Origin of the sequence: Alcaligenes sp. SMD-FA (assembly GCF_025960365.1) — a bacterium.
Classification (GTDB): Bacteria; Pseudomonadota; Gammaproteobacteria; order Burkholderiales; family Burkholderiaceae_B; genus Alcaligenes; species Alcaligenes aquatilis.
Window position 1 is genome coordinate 160,333 of record NZ_CP110108.1, and the last position, 17,818, is coordinate 178,150.

Consider the following 17,818-nt stretch of genomic DNA (forward strand, 5'->3'; position numbering starts at 1 on the left):
CAATGAAAAAAACAGGGCCTGCATACACGCATGAACAGGCCCTGCAAAAGCAAAGTTAGCGCCTGCCATCCAGACGGAGTCACTGGATCGCAGGGTTATTGTTGGTCTATTTAGAATTTCATGGTGGCCGAAGCCAGGAAGGTACGTGGTGAGCCTTGGCCATTGCTTAAAGGCACGACCCAGTAGGCTTTATTGCCTACGTTTTCCAGGCTGGCGCGCAAGGTCACTTCCTTGCCGGCAAAACGTGTTTTGTAGCGCATGCCCAGGTCATAAGTGGTCACGCCCGGCATGTAGTAACTGTTGCTGGCGTTGGCATATTGCTTGGACTGGGTGTGCAGATTGGCATTTAAGGTCAGGCCTTGAACAAAGGGGGTGTCCCATTCAATCCCAGCCTTGGCAACCCAGCGGGACAGGCCAATGGCGCTACGCCCTTCGGTATCCGGGTTGCTGGCCTTGCGGATTTTAGGATCCAGGTAGGCGATACCGCCAGTCAGACGCCAGTTCTTGGCAATCTGGCCAAACACCTGTACTTCCACGCCTCGGTTGCGCTGACGACCGTCGTAGCTCAAGTTGGGCTTGCCATTGAAGCGCTCATTGCTCTCGTAGCTATTGGGCTGGGTAATGTCGAACAGGGCGGCGGTCAGTGCGTAGTCGCCACTGTCGTACTTCATCCCGATCTCGTATTGGCGTGTTTTCTGGGGGGCGAAGACTTGACCTTCGTTGGCGTAGTCGTCGCCCACAATCATGCCCTGAGTTAGACCTTCGGCATAGTTGGCGTACAGCATCCAGTCGTCCTGCAATTGCCAGACACCGGCAATAGTGGGTGTCAGGGCGTTCTTGCGGTAATTATCGCTCTTGCCGCTTTTATCCTTGGTGCTCACCCATTGCTGGCGCAGACCCAGGGTCAACTGATATTTGCCGTCTGCAAAAGACAGGGTATCGGCCAGCGCCGCACTGTACAGATAGCTGACGTTAGGCGCACTTAGCCCATTCATGGGGACATAAGGGCGTGCCGGGTAGTCCGGATCATAGATATTGATGGTCTCAGACCAGCCCTTGATGGAGGTGTTGTCGCTGCGCGAGCTTTTACGATTCCAGTCCAGCCCGGCGCTGATGGTGTGCTGCACCGAGCCGGTGTCAAAGCTGTAGAACAGGCCGGTATTGGCAGCCAGGTTGTAGCCAGTATTGTTGCGCCGAGTCGCGGCCAGCTTCAGGTCCCCTTGCTCGTTCAGCAAGGTGCTGCCCTTGGTGTTGTAGTTGTTCATCTCGGACTTGCTGTAACCCGCCGAACCGTACAGGGCCAGCTTGTCGCTGGCAGCCCAGTCTGCACGGATCAGCGCCGTGGTTTCACGCGTCAGGCCGGCAGCCCAAGGGACACCCAACAAGACATCGCCTTTGGGAGGCGTAGGCAGTGGGTTCTTGTCCAGACCCTTGGCCAGACGCACACCCCGATTCAGGCCGGAAATGTACTCTTCCAGGTGATACAGGTCGGCGGACAACTTGAGCGATCCCAGACGGTAGTCCGCTCCCAGCGAGATCAGTTTGTCGCGATTGGTACGGTGATCCACCACGCCCTCGCCGTCCTTGAACACGCCGTTCAAGCGCAGGCCCAGCTCATTGGATTGACCGAAACGGCGGCCCAGATCCAGATGCGTCCCGAATTGGGAGGGCTGGATGTAGGACAGGGTAATGTTGCTAATGGGATCGTCCGTGGCGCGCTTGGTCACCAGATTGATCGAGCCACCCACATCATTGCTGGCATTCATGCCGTTCAGAACGGCAGAGGGGCCTTTGAGAATTTCTAAACGCTCTGCGATGGCCATCACGCGGCGGCCACTGGTCAAGCCTTGCAAACCATTTAGAGACACGTCACCGGCACGGAAACCCCGTATATACAGAGTGTCTTTCCCACCTGTTCCACCTGCACCGGGTGTCTGCACGGAAGGGTCGTTCTTGCTGATCAGAATGCGCAGTTCCTGGCCTTGCAGGTCCTCGATGTAGTCGCTGGTGTAGTTGATGGTGCTAAAGGGGGTGTTCATGACATCCCGGTTGCCCAGCAAACCCAGATTGCCGCCGGTAGCGACATGATTGCCTTCGTACGCAGGCGGCAAATCAATGTATTCGCTGGCTTTGACTTCAATAGTGGACAAAGACGTAACCGGGGGAGCATCGGAGGATTGTGCCCAACTGCTGCCCGCACTGAGCAGGCTCAGGCCAACAAAATAAGAAATACGCATGGATTTGTAATCTAAATATAAATGATTCTCATTAATGTTTCATTTGTAGCATTTGCTTGTAGGGGGTTCAAGCAGTTAGGTGGCTTTGTGATATAAAAACGACCCTAATAAACTTAAGGGTATAAGGAGACGATGCAGTCGATTTTGCTCCGAAATCGCGCCGGAATTAGGGTTTCAGAGGGATTTTTGAGCAAAATCGTGGCACGTCTGACTCGACGGTGGGAATGCGTCCCATGGAGCAGTTTTGGCAAAACAGGCGATGTTTGCTTGGCAAGGGGAAGGCAAAGGAGCGGTGATGACTCCCGGCTATAAGGGAGCGGCTCAAGAAATTGTTTTATTTTTGGCCTGAACTGGCTTGAGCTGTGTTTCGATACTTGTCGACTGCGACTGCGACTGCGACTGCGACTGCGACTGCGACTGCGACTGCGACTGCGACTGCGACTGCGACTGCGACTGCGACTGCGACTGCGACTGCGACTGCGACTGCGACTGCGACTGCGACTGCGACTGCCAGGGCGGGAGGCAGGTAGGCAGCGTTGGAAGTCCCCTTCCGCGACTGCCCCCTTTATCTATCGTCCTTAGCTAAATAACCAGGGTTCCTGTTCCCGGCGTTTCTGTTCGTAAGCCTGGATCTGATCCATTTTCTGTTCCGTCACGCTAATGTCGTCCAGCGCCAGCAGCAGGCGGTGGCGACGTTCTGGTTCCACCTGAAAACGGATGTGCTGGTCGGGACCGATCACCATGCAGGCTTGCAGATCCACCGTCCATTCACCCCACGGATTGTGCGTGACAGCAGTGAATAAGGCATCAATCTGCTCCGCAGCCAGTTGTATGGGCAACATGCCGTTTTTAAAGCAGTTATTGCGGAAGATGTCGGCAAATGAAGGGGCGATCAGCACCGCAATGCCCAAATCCTTCAGTGCCCAGACCGCGTGTTCACGGCTGGACCCGCAGCCAAAATTCTCGCGTCCCAGCAGAATTCGTGCCCCTTGTGCGCTGGGCTGATGCAGACAAAAACTGTTGATCGGCTCACGCTCGGCCAGCGGTTTGCCAGGGTAGCCAATATCGGCGTAACGCCAGTTGTCGAAGGCATATTGCCCAAAGCCGGTACGCGACAAGGAGGTCATGTACTGCTTGGGCAAGATCGCGTCGGTATCCACATTGGCGCGGTCCAGCGCAATCAGGCGCGAGCGCACGGAAGTAAAAGCTGTGTTCATACGGCGTCCCAGTGGCGGATATCGACAAGATGGCCTGCAATTGCGGCGGCAGCAGCCATGGCGGGGCTCATCAGGTGTGTGCGTCCCAAGGCGCCCTGCCTGCCCTCGAAGTTACGGTTGGAGGTGGAGGCGCAGCGCTCACCCGGATTCAGACGGTCTTCGTTCATGCCCAGGCACATGGAGCAGCCCGGCTCGCGCCATTCAAAACCGGCTTGCGTGAATACCTGGTCCAAGCCTTCCTGCTCGGCCTGACGGCGTACCAGTCCCGAGCCGGGGACCACCAAGGCTTGTCGCACCGTGCTGGCTACTCGCTTGCCTTTGACCATGGCCGCAGCGCTACGCAGGTCTTCAATGCGAGCGTTGGTACAGGAGCCAATAAACACCCGGTCTACGGCGATGCCTGCCAGCGGTTGGCCGGCCTGCAAATCCATATAGTTCAAGGCGCGTTGAGCATCAGCCTGTTTACCCGTGGCGGCTGCTAATGGATCAGGCACAAGCTGGTCGATGGCCGCCGCCATATCGGGGGACGTGCCCCAGGTCACGGTGGGGGCGACTTGCGCGGCGTCGATTTGCAGGTGCTGATCGTATTGGCAACCCTCATCGCTGATCAGCGTGCGCCAGTATTGTTCCGCCTTGTCCCATGCCTGTCCTTTCGGTGCCAAGGGACGGCCGCGCACATAGTCCAGGGTCTTGTCGTCCACGGCGACCAAGCCAATACGGGCACCCGCTTCGATCGCCATATTGCACAAGGTCATGCGCCCTTCCATGGACAAGGCCCGGATGGCCGGACCGGTAAATTCAATGGCACAGTCCCGCCCGCCGTCCGTGCCCATGTGGGCAATGATGTGCAGGATCAGATCCTTGGCGGTGCTGGTGGCAGGCAGTTCGCCTTGCACGTCTATTTGCAGGCTGCGCATGCGCTTTGCGGCCAGGCACTGCGTGGCCAGAACATGCTCCACCTCGGAGGTGCCAATGCCAAAGGCCAAGGCGGCAAACGCGCCATGTGTGCTGGTGTGGGAATCGCCAGCCACAATGCTGGAACCGGGCAAGGTCATGCCTTGTTCGGGTCCGATCACGTGGATGATGCCTTGGCGCTCGTCATCCAGCCCAAAGTAGCGCAGGCCAAACTCCCGGCTATTGATTTCCATCTGGTCGATCTGCGCTTGGGCCAACGGATCTTCCAGACGCTGATTGCGGCGGCGGGTGGGCACGTTGTGGTCCACCGTCGTCAGCGCGGTGTCGGGGCGACGCACCGAGCGTCCGGCCAAGCGCAAACTCTCGAAGGCTTGCGGACTGGTGACTTCGTACAACAACTGACGGTCTATGTAGATCAGATCATGCTCATTGTCTACCGCCGCAACGCGATGTGTATCCCAGAGCTTTTGAAACAGGGTACGGGCTGTGTTCATGGTTGGCACACTTTCAAGGCATAGGCCGGCCCGGCTTTGTGCAGGCGACTTTGAATAGGCTCTTGCGTCAGAGCCGCGATTTCTTCGGCTAAAGGCTGGAGCGCTTCCAGATTCAAGCCTGTGTCCACGCCGCTGATCTGGAACATATGCGCCAGATCTTCCAGGCTGGCATTGCCGCTGGCACCAGGGGCATAAGGGCAACCGCCCAAACCGGCCAAAGCCGCATCGAAACGACGCCCGCCTTCACGGTACGCCGCCCAGGCATTGGCCAGTGCCAGCCCGCGGGTGTCATGAAAATGGCCGGTGACGCCCTGCTCGCCATACAAACTCAAGGCGGCTTGGGTCAGGCGCTCTACCTCCACAGGTGAACCCATGCCAGTGGTATCGCACAGGCTGATGGAACTGGCTCCCATGCGCTGCACTTGCTGTATCAAGCTAATGACATGTGCGGGGGCGACGGGGCCGGTAAAGGGGCAGCCAAAAGCGGTGGACAGAGATACGTTGACCGGCGTCTTGCCTGCTGCCTCCAGTACCTGCTCCAACTGGACCAGCGATTGTGTAATGTTCATGCGCAGGTTGGCCTGGTTATGCGCTTCAGAGGCTGAAAACACAAAATTCAGCTCGTTCATACGGGCTGCCAAGGCGCGCTGGGCCCCGCGCAGGTTGGGGACCAGCGCGGTGTAGCAGACCTGAGGGGCGCGTGTAGTCAGGCTGGCCAGCTCATCGGCATCTGCCAGGGATGGAATGGCTTTGGGTGAAGTAAAGGACGTCAGCTCGATCTTGCGCACGCCGCATTGAGGCAGCGCTTGTGCGATACGCAGCTTGTCCGGCGTAGGCACCCAGCGTGGCACGATTTGCAGGCCGTCCCGCAAGGTGACGTCGGTGATCAATACGGTACTCATTCCACGATTCCTTGTTCACGCAGGGCTTGGCGGCGCTCCGGGCTGATGCCTAGTTCTTCCAGGATGCTATCGGTGTGTTCGCCCAACTCTGGCCCCAACCATTGGGTGGCACCGGGGCTGCGGCTAAGCTTGGGCACAATGCCGGGGATGGTCAGTTCCTGGCCGTCTTGCAGCGTGTGTGTTTCCAGCATGCCGCGAGCCTGGTAGTGCGGGTCATCCAGAATGTCGGCGGCGGTGTAGATACTGCCGCTGGGAACTTCAGCCTGATCCAGCACGCCCAGTATCTCTTCCAGGCTGCGGCCGCCGGTCCAGTCGCCAATGGTCTGGTCCAGCATGGCGCTGTGTTCCACACGTCCGGCGTTGTCGGACAAGCGCGGATCGTGGGCCAGATCGGGACGGTCCATGGCCTGCATCAAACGGATGAAGATGGCATCGCTGTTGGCGGCAATCACCACCCATTTACCATCGCCGGTGGGGTAGGTGTTGGACGGGGCGATACCGGGCAAGCTGGCTCCAGTGCGTTCGCGTTGATGGCCGTTCAGTTGATAGTCTGGAATCAGGCTTTCCATGATGGCAAAGACGGATTCATACAAGGCCACATCAATCATTTGGCCTTGTCCCCCTTCCTGGCGCAGATGGTGCATGGCCAGCAGCGCGCCTATGGTGCCGTACAGTGAAGCCAGCGTATCGCCCAGGCTGACACCGGCTCGTACGGGGGGGCGATCCGGATAGCCGGTGCCATATCGCAGGCCACCCATACATTCTGCGATGGCTGCAAAGCCAGGGCGGCGGTGATAAGGGCCGTCCTGCCCATAGCCGGAGACGCGCACCATGATCAGGCGCGGGTTCAGTGCATGCAGTGTTTCCCAGCCCAGGCCCCAGTGCTCCAGCACACCAGGGCGGAAATTTTCAATGACAATATCGCTTTGTAAAGCCAGTTCACGGGCAATTTCCTGGCCTTCGGGCTGGCGCAGATCCAGCGCAATGGAACGCTTGTTGCGGCTTTGCACACGCCACCACAGCGAGGTGTCCTTATGCAACTGCCGCCAGCGGCGCAGCGGATCGCCCTTGCCGGGCGGTTCGATCTTGATGACATCGGCCCCGAATTGGGCCAGCAAGCTACCGGCATAAGGGCCGGCAATCAGCGAACCCAGCTCCAGGACTTTGATCCCTTTGAGCGGTGATTCGGTAATGTTTTTCTTATCCATATCTGTTTCCTCCAGTTATTGATTCTGGGATAGAAATGGAAAGTGGAAAAGCAGTTAAATATTATGCTGCCATCGTAAAAAACGTGGATGGAAATAAACAAAAACCCGCATGGCGCGGGTTTTTGTTTTTAAAGTGTTCTAGGTAGCCAAAGAATGATTTCTGGAAATATCGTCAAGATGATAATCGCCACAATTTCCAGGGCGACAAAGGGCAGCGCGCCACGTGTAATCTGCTGCAATGAGATCTGCGGAGCAATACCTTTGATGACGTATAAATTCAATCCCACCGGCGGTGTAATGACGGCCATTTCGCAGGCAATAATCATGACGATGCCAAACCACAATGGGTCGTAGCCCAGAGCAATAATAACGGGTAGTACAACGGGGGTGGTAATTAGAATAAGAGAGACAATATCCAGAAACATGCCGATCAAAATAAGAAACAGCAGAATGAATATTAAAATTACCCACGATGGCTGAGACGAGGCGGTAATCAGCGCAACCAGTTTTTGCGGAATCATCAGACGCGTCATGATGTAGCCAAACAGCAGTGCTGCGGCCAGAATCAGCAAAATCATGCCGCTGGTGACGGCTGTGGAGCGCAATATTTGCAGTGCAGTGCGCCAGTTCATCTCGCCATAGGCCATGGCGATCAGAAAGGCTCCCGTTGCGCCGATGCCAGCGGCTTCGGTGGGGGTGGCAATACCCAGATAGATCGTGCCCAGAACCAGCAAAATCAGCAGTGCGGCAGCCCAGATATCTTTCAGGGCACCGAGCTTTTGCGCCCAAGTTACCGTTTCGGCATTGCGAGGGGCAGCTTCGGGGCGGAAGATGGCAATGAACACGACATACATGACCATCATGACAGTTACCATCAGGGCCGGCAGCAAGGCACCAATGAACAACTTGCCGATGGATTGGTCCGCCATTTCGCCATACAGCACAAAGCCGATGCTGGGAGGAATCAGCAAGGCCAGTGCACCGGCGGCAGCAATGGTGCCACCAGACAGGCTAGGTGAGTAGCCACGCTTGAGCATTTCAGGAATGGCAAAGCGGCCAATGGTGGCGGCACCGGCCACACTGACCCCGCTCATGGCACCGAACACAGCCGAGCTGCCTATACTGGCCACTGCCAAACCACCGGGCAAACGGTTCAACCAAAGGTAAAACAACTGATAGAGCTTGCCGCCGATACTGGTTCGCGCAATGACTTCGCCCATCAAGATAAAGAGCGGGATGGCGATCAGGGAATAGCTGGCCATGCCACGGTGCAAGGTGGCGGGGATGACGTCCAGACCGGCCAGTCCGGACTTCATTAAAATGCCGGAAATACTGGCAACACCCAGTGCGGCGAAGATGGGGGTGCCGATGACCATCAGGATGGCAAAGCAAGCCATCATCAGGCTGAAGATGAGCATGGAATCCATGTCAGAACTCCTTGATGCTGTCGTTGGATTCCACGCGGTTCGGAAGGAACAATTGGCGCAGGGCAGCCAGGCCCAGCAAAGTACCACCCAGCGGAATCATGCCGTACGCCATCCACAGGGGGAAACGCAGCATGGACGATGAGCGGTAGTTGCGGGCAAGGGCCGTTTCCACTACCGAAATACCGGCCCATAGCAGCACCAAGCAGAAAAACAGAATGCACAGTTGCGACACGCAGGAGGCCAGGCGCTGGCCGCGTGGAGAAAACTTCTGATGGAAAGCCTCCACGCTGACGTGGCGGTTTTCCAGATGGACCCAGCCTATGGACAGCCAGGAGCAGATCAGCAGCAAATAGACACATATTTCAGTGATATAGATGCTGGGACTGTTAAAGACATAGCGAGCGATAACGCCGTAGGTGCAGGCAAGCATCAATGCAGCCAGCGCGATTTCGGCTACAAAAATGGCGACTCGGTTGCTGCCATGCGCAAAGGCACTCAGGAAATGAGTAAGTGAATTCATGGTGTCTCCACACGAGGGCTGCACGCCAGCACTTCATACTGGCGTGCATTCACGCGTGATCAGGGCTGGCGGGTTTTCTCGATCAGGTCCAGGTAGGCAGGACCGTTATCAACCTGCTTGCTCCACTCGTCAATAGCGGGACGGGTCAGTTTGCGCATCTCGTCCAGTTGTGCAGGTTCAATGCGGTTGATGGTTACACCGGCTTGTTGGTAGCGCGTCAGAGCCTGGTCTACAAAGGCGTTAACACGTTCAAACTGCTCTTGGTCCCGTTGGTGAGCGGCCTTGCGGATGATCTCTTGCAGATCAGGTGGCAGGGACTCCCACTTTTTACGGTTGATGGTCAGCACGGACACGTCGATACCAAAGTTGGCGATGGAAAGGTACTTGGCGACTTCGTACAGATTGCGGCCAATACCGGTCAGCAATGGGCGTGGGGTCGCGTCGATTACACCGCGGTCAAAGGCCAGGTATAGCTCGGAAGACGGCATGCCGGTAGGCGAGCCGCCCAGCAATTGCAGTGCGCGTGCGTCCATGGAGCTGGTCGAGGCCCAGACTTTACCCTTGGCATCAGCGGCCGAATTGATGGGGGACTTGCGGCTGTAGAACTCGTACGGATCCCAGGGAGCCAGGCCCAGCACAACGGCATCGTGCGTGTCGCGCAGCTCCTGCTCGGCACCTAGCTTGAACAGGCCCTGGTCCAGGGCGCGCTTTAGGTGAGCCGTGCTGTCAAACAGAAATGGCAGGGTGAAAATGTTCAGCGCAGGTATGGTACCGCTGGGGTAGGTGCTGGTCATGTTGATGATGTCCACGTCACCACGCGACAGGGCAGGCAGTTCCTCGTAGCCGTCAAACAACTGGCCGGAATGGAACACATTGATCTTGATGCGGCCCTGGCTTTCTTTTTCTACGTTCTGAACGAAGTTCTCGATGGGTTTCCAGGCGTATTCGTAAGCCGGTGGCAGGTAGGTTGAAAAGGTCAGCTCGACTTCTTGGGCGTGCGCAGGCGAGATGCCCAGCGTCAGGGTGCAGGCGGCCAGAGCCGCTGTCAGGGCTTTTTTCATGAATGTCTCCTGTGGTTTCTTTTTTTGTGTGGCGTTAAAGCGTGTGTAAATGGGCGATCAAGTTGGCCGAGGGCAGTACTTCGGCGTATTTGCTGGCCATATCGACCAGATTGCTGCGGTGTTGGGCTGGTGAGCGGTCAGCTACCGCATCTTCAGCCACGAACGGGGCAAATCCTGATTGCAGGCTGTCTACCACGCTGGCACGCACGCAACCGCTGGTGGTGGCGCCGGTCACAATCAGCATGTCGCAGCCTTGATGGGCCAGCAAGGCGGGCAGTGGCGTGCCATAAAAGGCGGAGGCCTGGGTCTTGTACAGGATGATGTCTTGTGCAGGGTCGTAATCGAGCCGTGGATCCAGCTCACAGGCCGAGGAGCCGCGCAGCAGGCAGCGCAATGACGAAGCCTTGGTCAGCCACAGATTGGCGTCGGCCAGATGGGCTTCGTAGCCAATGATGGTGAAAATAACGCGGCCCTTGCCACGCATGGCGCCGATCAAGGCATTGGTTTGCTCGATCTGGCTGTCGCAGTTTGATGCCAGTGGTGTCAGACCAGGCTCTGTAAAACCGCGTTGAAAGTCGATAACGACCAAAGCTGGCTGTTGCCCCAAGGGCAGGGTGCCGTCAAACCCCCCTTTCAGATTGTCGCTGTCGCGCATTTGTTCTCCCTTTACTATTTTTCCCCGATTTAATTAATCAGGTTCCGTATTATTTGTGTAGTCTGTCATCGCTAATGACGTGAGTACAGCGTCAAAATACGATGGTGCTATCGCAATTTATGATGGTAAGGCGCTTGTCGATTCGCCTCTCCTAGGATGGAATACCGGCTTATGAACATCGATCCCAAATCTTTGCGGCTATTTTTGTTGGTGCTGGAACGCGGCACCATCTCGGGGGCGGCCGAGCAGTTTCACATTGCGCCTGCGGCAGTCAGCAAGCGCCTTAGCGATCTGGAGCAGCAATTAGGCGCGGCTTTGATCGAGCGTAGCAATAAAGGTGTGTATCCGACCGCAGCAGGTAAATCGCTGGCTGCCATGGCTCAGCGTTTGCTCGATGATATGGACGCCATGGGGGCCTTGATGCGTGACTTTGCCGGAGGGGCTACCGGCAATGTGCGGATTGCGGCGAACCTGTCCTCCATCACGCAATTTCTGCCGCAGGCCCTAAGCTCTTTTATGGCGCGTCATCCTAAAGTGCGGGTGTCGTTGGAGGAGCGGATCAGTGCCGGAGTCGCGCAGGCGGTGGCTGACAATAATGCGGATCTGGGTGTGTTGATTCGAGGCGTAGGTAGTGCTGAGGTGGAGTACTACGACTACCGTCAGGACCAGTTGGTTTTGCTGGTGTCGGCGAATCATCCATTGGCTGGACGGAACGAGCTGGCCTTTAGTGAAACGCTGGATTTTGACTATGTCGGGATGCATACCGGCAGTCACCCCAATCTTTTACTGTTACGTGCTGCCAGCGAGCTGGAGCGTACCTGGCGTTGCCGTGTACAGGTAACCAGCTATGATGCCCAATGCCGCATGATTGAGGCCGGTCTGGGCATTGGTGTGCTGCCGCGCTCTGTGGCGCAATCCTATGTGCAAAGCCTGGGCCTGGTGATGTGTGTGATCAAGGAACCTTGGACGGCTCGTCGTGTCGCCTTGTGTGTGCGTAGCCGTTATAGCTTGTCGCCCGCTGCGCGCTTGTTGATGGACCACTTGTTGCAGAATTGATGCGTTTGTCGGTGTTGGGCCAGCCTGCAAAGGCAGGCGGAAAGCGCTTCTTGGATATATGTTGGCGTGATAGCTTTCTTAATGAGAATGACTCTTGATATTTTTATGTTTCTTGATAATAATAGTTCTCATGTTTATCTGCATATGTAACGCGATCACCGAGCGTCAAGTACAAGAAGCTGTACGTGGCGGCGCTTCCAGCCTGGCAGACCTGCAAGGTCAGCTTGGCGTGGCGTCTTGCTGTGGCTGCTGCGCCGAGACTGCTCAGGATTATTTGCCCGGCGGGCGCTATGCCAATCAAAGCATGATTGCTAGCCTTGAAACCGCCCGGGTGGATTACGCTGCCAACGACAGCCTGATCCCTGCCCCTGAGTTCGGCCGCCTTGTTTGTCGCGCCTAAGCGCGTGTTTTTGATCAGGATTTCACATTCCCGCTGTTGCTAGTGGGAATGATTGTTATTGTTCCTGCTACTAACCCAAAAGTGCAACGCTTTCTGGGTGCTTCTTTGTTTTTTAAGCCATTGCCCATGCGTGCATGGTAGCCTGTCACATTCACCCCCCACTGTGTTTTTGCCTATATCGCGCTTGTGTGCGATCACTGGCGGAAGTAGCGTTTGTGGGGGCTCGGCGGCTCCTTGGGGGGAGCGCCGTCAGATTTACAGGAGAACAGCATGTTTGGCGATAAAGTGGTAATTCAGCATCTGAACAAGCAGCTAAAGAACGAACTAACAGCAATCAATCAATACTTCTTGCACGCTCGCATGTTGAACCATTGGGGCTTTAACAAGCTGGGCAAACATGAGTATGACGAGTCCATCGGCGAGATGAAGCACGCCGATATGCTGATCGAACGTATCTTTATGTTGGACGGCCTGCCCAACCTGCAGGACATGCACAAGATCATGATCGGTGAGAACGTGCCTGAACTGCTGGGCTGTGACTTGAAGCTGGAACAGGCTGCCCGTCAGACGGTGGTGGAAGCGATTGAGTACTGTGAGTCCACCCGCGATTATGTCTCGCGTGATTTGTTTTTGAAGATTTTGGACGATACCGAAGAACACATCGATTGGCTGGGTACACAGCTGGAGCTAATCGAAAAAGTGGGACTGCAGAACTACCTGCAATCACAGATGGGCGATCACGGCGAGTAAGCTTGCTGGTTGCTCAGACAATAAAAAGCACCCGTTCTCTAACGGGTGCTTTTTTATTTTCCCTGCCATTCGCAGTGCGCGGCCTTGGACGTGAAGTGCTTAAGGGTAAAGGGTGGTAGTGGTCAAAAAAACGCGGCTGTTTCTTTAGAAGGATTTTTTTGGACAGCCAGGAACCTTGCCCCATGCATCGTTTGGACCGCAATATTTATTCCGGGCGTCCCAGGAGCAACTTGGGCGATCAAAAAATCCTTTTTGGCTACAGGCATTTAACTCTTGCTGCAGTTGTGCCTGCCAGGCGCCGCCATTGTTGCTGGCCACTTGAATATCTTGTGGTGGTGGTGGCGGTGGTGTGCCGACATCGACCGGCTGAATGGGCTCGGTGCCACCCAGATTCACGCGGGCAATTCCTTGCAACTCCCGGTTCTGCTCGGCCATGGCGATTTGTATCGCCTGCTCCAGCGAAATGGAGGTTGTGGCCAAAGCAATGGGAGGCTGCTCTTCAGTAAGGGTAGATGTGTCAATTTCCCAAGCAATCGGCGTTGGGGCTTGTGGCACGCCTAAGCGACCGTTGATCAAGGGTTGTGGCGGCTGGGCGGTAAAGGGCTTGCCATCGGCATCGAGCGTAGGCAGATCGGACGGATCAGGCGTACTGACCACCATAGACTTCTCTGGGCCGTGCGCGATGAGCCAGTTCCCCAGTTCCAGGCCGCCCCATACTGAGGCACCTGCGGCCAGCAGCAAGACAGCAATGATAAAACGCCAGGGCATAAGCGATGTCTCGGTTTTGAGTCAGGAGCGATCCGATGGGTCGGATGCGCGTTATTAAAAGAAAAGAGCCGTCATTGTAGCGAAATGTCGGCCCTGTTCTTGTGACAGAATTAGACGGCATCCCCGAAAACGTGTCCACCGTGTTCACGTAATGCGTGAAATTCAATGCCTGGATTGAGCTCCTGAGCCACACGCAGTTGCGCAGGCGATGTTGCTAAAAAGGCAATGGCCTCGACCACGTCATAGGCAATATTGCCGGCGTTGGTCTCGATAAACTTCTTCATGTCTTTAGGGTCTTTGGCGGTGACCCAACGAGCCAGGTTAAAGCGGCTGGACGATAGGCGTGCTTCCACACCGTATTCGGTTTTCAGGCGGTGTGCCACCACTTCAAACTGCAGTTGGCCGACAGCACCCAGGAGCATCATGCCGCCTGCCATATGGGGACGGAACACCTGAATGGCGCCCTCTTCACCCAGTTGGGTCAGGCCGGTACGCAACTGTTTAGTGCGCAAAGGATCTTTGACCTCAATGGACTGGAACAGTTCAGGGGCAAAGAACGGCAAGCCGGTGAACTGCAGGTTTTCGCCTTCAGTCAGCACGTCGCCCAATTGCAGGATGCCGTGATTGGGGACACCGATGATGTCACCGGCAAAGGCATCGTCCAGCAGTTCACGACGTTGCGACAGGAAGGACACCACGTTGTTGGGGCGAATTTCCTTGCCAGTACGTGACACTTTCAGTTTCATGCCGCGCTTGAAATGGCCCGAGCTGACGCGCACAAAGGCCACGCGGTCACGGTGGGCGGGGTCCATATTGGCTTGCACCTTGAACACCACACCACTGAACTTGGGTTCGTCGGGCTGCACTTCGCGCTGCAAGGCGGCGCGTGGGCCTGGAGAAGGGGCCAGGTCAACCAGCGCGTCCAGCACTTCCTGCACACCAAAGTTATTGATGGCCGAGCCAAAGAAAACAGGCGTTTGCTGGCCAGCCAGGAACATTTCCAGGTCGAACTCTGGGGCGGCGGCGTTGAGCAGCTCAATCTCTTCCTGTGCCTTTTCAAAGGGTTCGCCAAAACGCTCGGCAATCACGGGGTTGTCCAGGCCGGGGATGATTTCATCCTGACCATGGCGTTCCTGACCGGGTTTGAACACACGCATATGATTGGCGCGCAGATTGAACACACCGCCAAAGCGACGTGCCATCCCGATAGGCCAGGAAAAAGGCACTACTTCCATACCCAGGTGCGACTCAATTTCCGACAGCACATCCAGCGGCTCTTGAACTTCGCGGTCCAGCTTGTTCACAAAGGTGATGATGGGCGTATTGCGAGCCCGGCACACTTGCAAGAGGCGGATGGTCTGCGGTTCCACACCGTTGGCCGCGTCAATCACCATCAAGGCGGCGTCCACAGCGGTCAGCACACGGTAGGTATCTTCCGAGAAGTCCTGGTGACCAGGGGTGTCGAGCAAGTTGATCACGCAGTCGCGGTACTCCATCTGCATGACCGAGGAGGCCACCGAAATACCACGTTGTTTTTCAATTTCCATCCAGTCCGAGGAGGCATGGCGGCTGGCTTTACGGGCCTTGACGCTCCCTGCAATCTGAATCGCACCTGCGAACAGCAGCAGTTTTTCAGTCAGTGTGGTCTTACCCGCGTCAGGGTGCGAAATGATGGCAAAGGTGCGGCGTTTCTTGACTTCAGAGCGTATGTCACCGGACGACATTGAAAATCCTTGTGGCAGCGCCAGTCTGGCGCGTGGAAAACAGTGAGCGAATTATCCGTAAAGCAGGGCTTGGGGGCAAGTTGATGCGTGCACAAGGCTAACGCGACACGCCGGCCAATACCGTCCCTGCCAGGATAAATAGCGAACCGAATACGCGGTTCAGCAGCCGTACGTGGCTGGCCTGACGGAGCAAATGCAACATGCGCGCGGCCAGCGAGGTGTAGCAACCCATGGCCACCAGATCCGTAAAGCACAGGGTCATGGCGATCAGCAGGTATTGCAGTGGCATGGGCCGATTCAAGTCCAGAAACTGGGGCATGATGGCCAGCAGAAATACCAGCCCCTTGGGGTTGGTGATATTGATCAGACAACCACGAAGCAATAGATCACGAATGCGAAAATCGCTGGGTGCCTGGCCTGTGACCTGCACCGGCATGGCGTCAGTGCGTAATTGCTTCCAGCCCAGATAAATCAGGTACGCCGCGCCCAGCCACTTAAGCGTGGTGAACGCCAGTTCCGAGCGCGCCAGGACTTGTCCAAGCCCCAGGCTGATGATGAATATCTGGATCATGATTCCGATATTCAGGCCAATCGCCATCCAATACCCACGTTTGAAGCCGTATTTCAGGCCCGAGGACATGGAGGAGATCGCGCCGGGACCGGGTGAGAAGGAAATGACCCAGGAAGCCGCGAAAAAGGCGAGCCAGGTGCTCAGTGCCATGGTGTGCTCGGTTCAAAGGCGGGCGCTGTGCCCGCCTTTGGCAGGCACAGCCCCTTTTGCAGGGTTTAGGCTTTGGCTTGGGCGGCGCTGCGGTTGCTGCGGTTCGGGCCACGGCTGTCCTGACGACCACCAGGGCGGCCTTGACCGGCACGGGCAGCACCACCACCTGCACCACCAGGAGCGGCGCTGCGACGTGGACGGTTGTCATTGCCAGGACGGCGTGGACGGCTTTCGCCATTACCACCACGGCCTTCAGGCGAGCGAGCCTGACCACCACCACCACCCGAGCGGCGAGCACCTGCTGGAGCACGAGCACCAGGGCCAGGAGCGCTGTGGAAACGGCGCTCTGCGTAGGTGTCTTCCTTGGCTTCTTCAGCCAGAGCAGCACGCGAGGGAGGCGTCCAGCCTTCCACCACGATGCGCTCGATAGGATTGCGGGTCATGCGCTCGATCTGCTTGAGCAAACGCATTTCGCTGCGATCGACCAGCGACAGGGCCACGCCTTCGCTACCGGCACGGCCAGTACGGCCAATACGGTGAACGTAATCTTCAGGCACGTTAGGCAGTTCGAAGTTCACCACGTAAGGCAGTTGATCAATGTCCAGACCACGTGCGGCGATGTCGGTGGCAACCAGCACCACAACCTTGCCGTTCTTGAAGCCGGCCAGCGCACGGGTACGAGCCGCCTGGCTCTTGTTGCCGTGCAGGGCTTCAGCCGCCATACCGTCTTTGGACAGTTTTTCGGCCAAACGGTTGGCGCCGTGCTTGGTGCGGCAGAACACCAGCACCTGGTTCCAACTGCTTTCGCGGATGATGTGGCTTAGCAGGTCACGTTTGTGTGCCTGGTCAGCCAGAATCACTTGCTGGGTAATCAGTTCATTGGTGGTGTTGCGAGCAGCAACAGCCACTTCGACCGGGTTGTTCAGCGAGCTGCGGGCCAGCTCACGGATTTCGTCCGAGAAGGTAGCCGAGAACAGCAGGGTCTGACGCTCAACGGGCATCAGGCTGATGATCTTGCGAATGTCGCGGATAAAGCCCATGTCCAGCATGCGGTCGGCTTCGTCCAGCACCAGAATTTCCACGCCAGTCAGGTCTACCGTGCGTTGACGCACGTGATCCAGCAAACGGCCAGGGGTCGCGACCAGAATGTCCAGTGGCTTGCGCAGGGCATGGAACTGGGGGTTGATGTTCACGCCACCAAACATGACCATCGAGCGCAGACGGGTGTGCTGGCTGTACAAACGTACCGATTCTTCAACCTGGGCGGCCAGTTCACGGGTAGGAGCCAGGATCAGCGCACGTGGGCGGCCTGGTTTACGATTTTGCTGAGGGTTGTTCAGCAGACGGTGCAAGATAGGCAGGGTAAAGCCTGCGGTCTTGCCAGTGCCGGTTTGAGCAGCGGCCAACAGGTCACCACCTTCAATGACCTTAGGGATAGCCTGGGCCTGAATAGGGGTGGGGTGGGTATAGCCTGCGTCGGTTACAGCACGCAACAGAGGTTCTGCCAGCTCAAGAGAGGCAAAAGTGATTTGAGAGTCCAAGAATTTTCCAGTGACTAGCCCAAAAGCCCTCTTTGGGGCCCTACCAATCCAGGCTAAGGTATTTTGTTTATGGCGACGATGCCACGGCAGGGGCAAGAACGCCGCCTGCTGCAAGAGGCGCAGTGATTGGTGCGCTGCGCAATCAGCCATTATAGCGTGAAATCAGTAAAAATCCTCATTGACCATCTTGTATCATTTTGAGTGGTCGCGTTAAAACAACCT

General features: G+C 56.7%; 16 protein-coding genes. 3 read left to right on the forward strand and 13 right to left on the reverse strand.

Translation table 11 applies throughout. The annotated features are described in order from the left end of the window. Positions 1-110: 110 nt before the first annotated feature. From OKX01_RS00665 to OKX01_RS00705, 9 genes are all read right to left on the reverse strand, one after another. Positions 111-2,237 (reverse strand): TonB-dependent receptor, encoded by a 2,127-nt coding sequence (locus tag OKX01_RS00665; RefSeq protein WP_125277885.1) that lies wholly within the window; start codon positions 2,235-2,237, stop codon positions 111-113. 578 nt (positions 2,238-2,815) lie between these two features. After that, positions 2,816-3,454 carry a 3-isopropylmalate dehydratase small subunit gene (leuD, locus tag OKX01_RS00670; RefSeq protein WP_125277884.1) on the reverse strand — a complete coding sequence of 213 codons (639 nt, stop codon included), beginning with the start codon at positions 3,452-3,454 and terminating at the stop codon, positions 2,816-2,818. Then, positions 3,451-4,863, reverse strand: coding sequence for a 3-isopropylmalate dehydratase large subunit (gene leuC, locus OKX01_RS00675; RefSeq protein WP_125277883.1), 1,413 nt, complete (start codon positions 4,861-4,863; stop codon positions 3,451-3,453). Before leuC ends, leuD begins: the two co-directional genes overlap by 4 nt. Continuing rightward, the gene (locus OKX01_RS00680; protein ID WP_125277882.1) at positions 4,860-5,765 is read right to left on the reverse strand and encodes a hydroxymethylglutaryl-CoA lyase; all 906 of its coding nucleotides are present in this window, start codon (positions 5,763-5,765) and stop codon (positions 4,860-4,862) included. Before OKX01_RS00680 ends, leuC begins: the two co-directional genes overlap by 4 nt. Further along, positions 5,762-6,973, reverse strand: coding sequence for a CaiB/BaiF CoA transferase family protein (locus OKX01_RS00685; protein ID WP_108727079.1), 1,212 nt, complete (start codon positions 6,971-6,973; stop codon positions 5,762-5,764). The genes OKX01_RS00680 and OKX01_RS00685 overlap by 4 nt, the downstream gene beginning before the upstream one ends. Positions 6,974-7,101: 128 nt before the next feature. Then, a complete protein-coding gene (locus OKX01_RS00690) occupies positions 7,102-8,400 on the reverse strand; it encodes a TRAP transporter large permease (RefSeq protein ID WP_094195255.1) in 1,299 nt (432 codons plus the stop codon). Position 8,401: 1 nt separating this feature from the next. After that, positions 8,402-8,920, reverse strand: a complete 519-nt coding sequence (locus OKX01_RS00695; RefSeq protein WP_125277881.1) for a TRAP transporter small permease — start codon at positions 8,918-8,920, stop codon at positions 8,402-8,404. Positions 8,921-8,979: 59 nt separating this feature from the next. Further along, positions 8,980-9,981, reverse strand: coding sequence for a TRAP transporter substrate-binding protein (locus tag OKX01_RS00700; protein WP_094195257.1), 1,002 nt, complete (start codon positions 9,979-9,981; stop codon positions 8,980-8,982). 34 nt (positions 9,982-10,015) lie between these two features. Further along, positions 10,016-10,636: an isochorismatase family protein gene (locus OKX01_RS00705; RefSeq protein WP_125277880.1), complete on the reverse strand. Its 621-nt coding sequence runs from the start codon at positions 10,634-10,636 to the stop codon at positions 10,016-10,018. Between the two features lie 171 nt (positions 10,637-10,807). Between OKX01_RS00705 and OKX01_RS00710 the strand changes: the two genes are divergently transcribed. The 3 genes from OKX01_RS00710 (at position 10,808) to bfr (ending at position 12,842) form a co-directional block, all read left to right on the forward strand. Continuing rightward, positions 10,808-11,692 (forward strand): LysR family transcriptional regulator, encoded by an 885-nt coding sequence (locus OKX01_RS00710; RefSeq protein ID WP_094195259.1) that lies wholly within the window; start codon positions 10,808-10,810, stop codon positions 11,690-11,692. Positions 11,693-11,822: 130 nt separating this feature from the next. After that, positions 11,823-12,092 (forward strand): (2Fe-2S)-binding protein, encoded by a 270-nt coding sequence (locus OKX01_RS00715; protein ID WP_094195260.1) that lies wholly within the window; start codon positions 11,823-11,825, stop codon positions 12,090-12,092. 270 nt (positions 12,093-12,362) lie between these two features. Then, positions 12,363-12,842, forward strand: coding sequence for a bacterioferritin (bfr, locus tag OKX01_RS00720; RefSeq protein ID WP_094195261.1), 480 nt, complete (start codon positions 12,363-12,365; stop codon positions 12,840-12,842). Between the two features lie 144 nt (positions 12,843-12,986). Here bfr and OKX01_RS00725 read toward each other — a convergent pair whose 3' ends face one another. The 4 genes from OKX01_RS00725 to OKX01_RS00740 form a co-directional block, all read right to left on the reverse strand. Next, on the reverse strand, positions 12,987-13,610 hold the full coding sequence (locus OKX01_RS00725) for a hypothetical protein (RefSeq protein ID WP_094195262.1): 624 nt from the start codon (positions 13,608-13,610) through the stop codon (positions 12,987-12,989). Positions 13,611-13,720: 110 nt separating this feature from the next. Continuing rightward, the gene (locus tag OKX01_RS00730; protein ID WP_094195263.1) at positions 13,721-15,334 is read right to left on the reverse strand and encodes a peptide chain release factor 3; all 1,614 of its coding nucleotides are present in this window, start codon (positions 15,332-15,334) and stop codon (positions 13,721-13,723) included. Positions 15,335-15,431: 97 nt separating this feature from the next. Next, on the reverse strand, positions 15,432-16,055 hold the full coding sequence (locus OKX01_RS00735) for a LysE family transporter (protein ID WP_094195264.1): 624 nt from the start codon (positions 16,053-16,055) through the stop codon (positions 15,432-15,434). Between the two features lie 65 nt (positions 16,056-16,120). Further along, positions 16,121-17,596, reverse strand: coding sequence for a DEAD/DEAH box helicase (locus tag OKX01_RS00740; RefSeq protein WP_230019491.1), 1,476 nt, complete (start codon positions 17,594-17,596; stop codon positions 16,121-16,123). Between the last annotated feature and the right edge of the window lie 222 nt (positions 17,597-17,818).